General features: G+C 63.4%; 6 protein-coding genes and 1 pseudogene. 2 read left to right on the top strand and 5 right to left on the bottom strand.

The annotated features are described in order from the left end of the window. Nucleotides 1–233 precede the first annotated feature (233 nt). Together HV773_RS36160 and HV773_RS36155 are read left to right on the top strand one after the other, a co-directional pair. The gene (locus HV773_RS36160; RefSeq protein ID WP_175198516.1) at nt 234–689 is read left to right on the top strand and encodes a hypothetical protein; all 456 of its coding nucleotides are present in this window, start codon (nt 234–236) and stop codon (nt 687–689) included. 161 nt (nt 690–850) lie between these two features. Beyond that, entirely contained in the window at nt 851–2,212 is a 1,362-nt protein-coding gene (locus HV773_RS36155; protein ID WP_175198515.1) for an MFS transporter, read from the top strand. A gap of 109 nt (nt 2,213–2,321) precedes the next feature. On the opposite strand, the gene HV773_RS36150 is transcribed toward HV773_RS36155, so the two are convergent. The 5 genes and pseudogenes from HV773_RS36150 to HV773_RS36130 all read right to left on the bottom strand — a co-directional run. After that, on the bottom strand, nt 2,322–2,675 hold the full coding sequence (locus HV773_RS36150) for a DOPA 4,5-dioxygenase family protein (RefSeq protein WP_175198514.1): 354 nt from the start codon (nt 2,673–2,675) through the stop codon (nt 2,322–2,324). Between the two features lie 102 nt (nt 2,676–2,777). Beyond that, nucleotides 2,778–3,554, bottom strand: a complete 777-nt coding sequence (locus HV773_RS36145; RefSeq protein WP_175198513.1) for an ATP-binding cassette domain-containing protein — start codon at nt 3,552–3,554, stop codon at nt 2,778–2,780. After that, nucleotides 3,551–4,525: an ABC transporter permease subunit gene (locus HV773_RS36140; protein WP_175198512.1), complete on the bottom strand. Its 975-nt coding sequence runs from the start codon at nt 4,523–4,525 to the stop codon at nt 3,551–3,553. Before HV773_RS36140 ends, HV773_RS36145 begins: the two co-directional genes overlap by 4 nt. Nucleotides 4,526–4,547: 22 nt before the next feature. Further along, nucleotides 4,548–5,537, bottom strand: a complete 990-nt coding sequence (locus tag HV773_RS36135; protein ID WP_175198511.1) for an ABC transporter substrate-binding protein — start codon at nt 5,535–5,537, stop codon at nt 4,548–4,550. A 182-nt stretch (nt 5,538–5,719) separates the two neighbouring features. Then, nucleotides 5,720–5,912 (bottom strand): annotated as a pseudogene (locus HV773_RS36130) (threonine ammonia-lyase, biosynthetic); the annotation flags it as partial.

The following is a 5,912-nucleotide window of genomic DNA, read 5'->3' as shown; positions in this document are numbered from 1 at the left end:
TTTCGCGTTTCGTCAACATCTTTTTTAACGTCTCCGTTTAAAAACTGTCGACTTCCTCGCCCCCGCCGTTTCTCGCGACAGGCTTCGCTGCCGGACTTCAGCTAGCGAAGGGGGCGAATCTTAGCGCGCCTACCCTCGCTTGCGCAAGCGGTAACTGCATTCCGGCACGTCGCTTGCGGCACACGTCCATCGACCCTCCTGAGAGGCACTGCGGTAATCGCAGCGATTCGACCATGAGACAAGCGGTTTCCCGAGTCGCGATCCGCGCATCGGTTTCCCTGGCTGTCGCGCTATCGCTCATTGCTCCGCCTACCGCTCATGCGGACGACAGCGCAAGCCCTTGTGCCGCGCTCAAGCGCATTGTCGGCGCGGCGGCGCAGCACTTCTCGTCCCTGAACCCCGAAGACGGCCGATCCGTTGCCCAGCCCTACGGAAACGACGCCCAGTGCGCAGCAAGTCGAGGCACCTATCAATGTACCTGGAGCACGCGTGACGCCCAGGCCGGTTCGGGCACGGGGGCCCTGGAGGGCGTAGGCGCCGATATCGCCTCCTGTTTCCCCAATGCCACCCACGACGAGAATTCCCCCGGCCGCCAACACTTCTATCTAGGCGAGCGCGGCAGTCGCACCGAGATCACCGCGCAAACCGTCGGCGCAAACCGCGTGAAGCTGACCGTCTCGCGACAATAAACGGTCACTGCGCACTGCCGCGCCCCGCTCTCAATAATGTCCCCGATATCCGTCCGACCTGCACGGACGTACGATTCGTGTGCAGAATTCACGGCACACAAATCGCAAGCCATTCCAGGCGCACCGCCCACATGCGCCCGCGCAACGCCAGGAGACACCCCATGAGCCGCAGCCCAGCCGTCGACGTGCAGACGTTCATCAACGAGCATCCGTTCTCCCCGTTTCAGTGGCTCATCTTTCTGATGTGCTTCGCCATCGTCCTGCTCGACGGCTTCGACACGGCGGCCATCGGTTTCATCGCGCCATCCCTGCTCGGGGAGTGGGGGCTCACCAAACCCGCGCTCGCGCCGGTGCTGAGCGCCGCGCTCTTCGGCCTTGCCTGTGGCGCACTCGTTTCGGGGCCGCTCTCCGATCGACTAGGCCGCCGCACCATGCTGCTTGGCGCGGTGCTGGTGTTCGGCGCGGCATGCCTCGCCTCGGCGTTCGCCTCGAGCATCGAACACCTGACCTGGTTGCGCTTCGTCACCGGCGTGGGTCTGGGCGCGGCCATGCCGAACGCCGTCACGATGATGGGCGAATACTGCCCCGACGCCCGCCGCGCAACGATCATCAATCTGATGTTCTGCGGTTTTCCGCTCGGCGCCGCGCTCGGCGGCTTTCTCGCCGCGTGGATGATTCCGCACCTCGGCTGGCGAAGCGTACTGCTGCTCGGTGGTCTCACGCCGCTCGTGCTCGCCGTTCCACTTGTGCTGCGCCTGCCTGAATCGGTGCGCTACATGGTTGCGAACCAACGGCCCGCCGAACGTATCCGCGTCGCGCTCGCACGCATTTCCGCCGACGCGCATTCCGCGCACTCGTTCACCATGACCGAGAATGCGCCGCACACCGACGGCAAGGGCCTCGGCGTGGTGCTCTCGCCGCGCTATGCGATCGGTTCGGTGATGTTGTGGATCGCCTACTTCATGGGCCTCGTGATCTTCTACGCGTCGATCAACTGGATGCCGCTGCTGCTCAAGGACGCCGGTCTGCCGCCCGCTCGCGCGACCCTGATCTCGGCGCTGTTCCCGCTCGGCGGCATCGGCGCCGTGCTGTGCGGCGTACTGATGGATCGATTCAACGCCAACCGCATCATCGCTGTGTGCTATGCGCTGACTGCGCTTTCCGTGTGGCTCATCGGCCAGGCCGTGGGCAATGTGGGCGCGCTCGTGCTGGCCGTGTTCGCGGCGGGGGTGCTCATGAATACCGCGCAATCGTCGATGCCCGCGCTCGCAGCGGCTTTCTACCCGACGCAAGGCCGCGGCACCGGCGTCGCGTGGATGCTCGGGATTGGCCGCTTCGGCGGGATCGCCGGGTCATTTCTCGTGGCCGAACTCACGCGCCGACACTTCTCGTTCGCGGCGATCTTCGCGACGATTGCCGTCGCTGGTCTCGTGGCCTGCGTAGCATTGCTCTTGAAGCAGGCCGCACGGCCGCACGTCATGCAAGCGGTGACGGGCGCCGAGAAGGAGTCGTTCGGGCACTGAGCGAAGCACTAAGCGCTGCCGCGTGACGGCGCGTCGGACGTGCTTCAGGCAACGGGCCGCACAATCGGCACATACAACGGGCGCGCGCGGTGCAGCATTCACGTGCTGCTCAGCCGCCAAGCGCAGCGAGATTGAGCGTGTGCGATTGGCCGATCCACACAGCGGCATCGCGATGATCGCGCAACGCATCGGCGGTATTGGGATGCACGAATACGTCGAGTGCGCCGTGATTGAGCACGAGCCATGCAAACACCGCGGCAAATCGTTCGCCCGGGATTGCGAGCTGGTACGACCACATCGGATGCGGCCCGACCGGACGTTCGTGAAAACGCCCGATCTCCACGGCATCACCAAGTTGCGCCGCGATGGTTTCGCGCAAAGCCCAAGCGACGTCGCGCGTATTGGCGTCGAAATAAATATGGGCGTGCCAGCCGGAAATATCGGCGGGATCGGGATGATTCATGGCAGTGCTCTGAAGTGCGGGAAATCGGCGAAGCTCGAATCGATATTGTGCCGCGAAATCCGCCACAAGATGCGCGTGCCGTATCGCATGCGACCGCTAGCGTCAGTGCGGGCCGTTCGAGTAAGTGTCGCCCACCATCAGCCGCACGATTTCATCGCCGTTCGTATGCTGGGTCGCGCGCTCGCCGGCCACCTCTCCCCTGCGCAACACAACGATGCGGTCGGACACCGCAAAAATATCGTGCAGGTTGTGTGAAATGAGAACGATCGCCACTCCCTGCGCTTTGAGCGTGCCAATTAGCGCCATCACTTTGCGCTGCTCCGGCACGCCGAGCGCGGCAGTGGGTTCGTCCATAATGAGCACGCGCGCATTCCAGTAAATAGCGCGACCGATCGCAATGGCCTGGCGCTGCCCGCCCGAGAGCATCTTCACCGGTCCGCCAAGCTTGCGGGGCGGAATCACGATGTCGAGCCGTTCCAGCACCTCGCGCGCAACTTGCGCCATGCGCACGCGGTCGATCACCTGAAACCCCAGTTTCCGGCGCGTGGGTTCGCGGCCGAGAAAGATGTTGCTGCCCACATCGAGATTGTCGGCAAGCGCGAGGTCCTGATAGATCGTTTCGATGCCCTGGGCGCGCGCGTCCTGCGGATCGCGCATCTGCACCGTGCGGCCATCGAAGCACAGTTCGCCAGCATCGGCATGGTAGACGCCGGAGAGAATCTTGATGAGCGTGGATTTGCCCGCACCATTATCACCCGCAAGGGCCAGCACCTCACCGGGCATCACGTGCAGCGAAACGCGCTTGAGCGCCTCGACGCCGCCGAAGCGGATTGAAATGTCGCGTGCTTCGAGCACCGGCGTCACGCCCGCTTCGCTCATTGCGCGCCCCCGAGCCGTTCCTTGTACTGGTCGATCAGCACCGACACGATGATCACGATCCCCACCACGATGAACTGCCAGAATGCGTTGACGTCGATAAAAACGAGGCCGAATTCGATGACGGCAATAATGAGCGCGCCGATCAACGTGCCAATCACGGTACCCGTGCCGCCGAAGAGGCTCGCGCCGCCGATCACGACCGCCGCGATCGAGTCGAGCAGCATCGGCTCGCCCGCGTTGGCGGCGCCGGCTGCGAAACGCGCAGTGTAAACGATGCCGCCTACCGCAGCGAATGCGGCTGCAATCAGATAGATCGCGAACAGATGGCGGCGCACATTAATGCCCGCGCGCACGGCCGATTGAGGGTTGCCGCCGATTGCATAGGTGTACTGCCCAAATTTCGTTTGCGAGAGCACGAAGTGCATGAACACCAGCAGCACGGCAGTGAGCACCACGGGCGTCCAGCCCTGGCCGAGCCATGCGAGCCCTGCGTTGTCCACGGACACGGTCATGCCACTGCCCGCCGCGAGAAAACCCGCGCCGCGCGCCACACCGTACATGCCGAGCGTACCGATGAACGCGGGCACGCCAAGACGGGCAATCAGCACACCATTGACGAGGCCCGGAATCAGGCAAACGAGAATCGTGAGCGGAATCGACAGCAGCAGCACCCACGGCGAGCCGCCGCCCGGAATCGTGAACTGCGCAACACACACGGCGGCTAGACCCATGACGAATCCCACCGAAAGGTCGATGCCCGCCGTCACGATCACAAAGGTCTGACCGATGGCGAGCAGCAGCGGCGCGCTGGCCGCGAGACCGATCGACTGCAGGTTATATGCGTTGAAGATGAACGAGCGATGCGTGGCGATGCGCGCCCACACTTCGAAAAACACAAGCAGCGCGCCGAGGAACAGCCATGGCCAGACCTTGCTGACGAGCGCGAGGCGATCGAGCCGCTTGTCGTTCATGGCGCGCGGTCGGTCTGCGCGATCAGTTCGAGTAGATGTAGACCTTCATTTCCGGCATGTCGATGTTCGACTTGTCGAGCACCACGAAGCCCGTACTCTGGTAGGCGGGAATTTTCTTGCCGCGGATCGCGTCGGCGGCAAACTTCACCGCGTAGTAGCCCATATCGTACGGACGCTGCGCGATGGCGATACTGACGAGGCCGCTACTGATTTTGTCGTCGATGCCGGGCACGGCGTCGAACACCACCACCTTGATCTGGCCTTGCTTGCCCGCGGTCTTCACGCCCTGCGCCGCGCCGCTGCCCGAAAACGTATTCGCGCCGAACACGCCCGAGAGATCGGGATTGCGCGCGAGCACGGCGGCCACGTGTGCGGCGGCGCGGTTGGCGTCGTCCTCGTTGTATTGCGTTTCGAGCACCTTGATGTTCGGGTGCTTCTTCATCTCGTCCATGAAGCCCTGCACGCGCGCGTCGGTACTGGAAATGCCCGGTTTGTTGTTCTCGCAGTAGACCGTGCCTTTATCGCCGATGGCTTTCGCAAGCGCGCGCGCCGCGACGTGGCCACCTTCCAGGTTGTCCGAAGCAATATAGGAAAGCGGGAAATCGGCGTTACCCTTGCCGGTCTGGTAATGGCCGTCGCCAATATAGGTGTCGACGGTGATGACCTTGATGCCGGCGTCCGCGGCCTCCTTGAGCGGGGCAATCAGTTGCTGTTTGTCGACCGGCGAGACGAGGAGCACGTCGGGATGCTTGGCGATCAGGGCCTTGAGAATCGGCACCTGCTCGGTCGTGTTCCAGGCCTTCGGAACCTGGAACAGCAACTGCACACGCGTTTCCTTCGCTGCGCGTTCGGCGCCGCGTTGCATGGTGAAGTAGAAAGGATCCGCCGTGCCGGGCAACAACGCGACCACGGGATGTGCGGCATCGGCATAGGCCGAGCCTGGTAGCGCAGCCAGCGCACCCATTGCGATCGCGGAAGAAACCATCAGACGGCGAAGAGCGGTGCGCAACATGTTTGTCATTCTCCAGGTGAGTCCGACGCACGGCGCCCGTTCTTCCAGAGGCGACGACGCCCGGTAGCAGTGGCTCAGTATACTGACGCGCACTCCCGCCGGGCCTGGTGTTTTCCAGCAGTCTTATCGCACCGGATTCAATGCACGCCTCGGTGCGAATCGCGGAGATGATTGCAGGCACATCATTGCAGGAACAACCGGTAAGCCGGGTTCTGCGTCTCTTCCCAATGCGGGTAACCGAGCGTCGCGAGAAAGCGGCGGAATTCCGCGTCCTCGGACGCCGGCACCTGGATGCCCACGAGAATCGAGCTGTAATCCGCGCCCTGGTTGCGGTAGTGGAACAGGCTGATGTTCCAGTTCGGCGCCATCGACGAG

It is taken from the genome of Paraburkholderia caffeinitolerans (assembly GCF_902859945.1).
Lineage (GTDB): Bacteria > Pseudomonadota > Gammaproteobacteria > Burkholderiales > Burkholderiaceae > Paraburkholderia > Paraburkholderia caffeinitolerans.
Note: the sequence above shows the minus strand (reverse complement) of the source record. Positions and strands in the feature narration are given on the sequence as shown.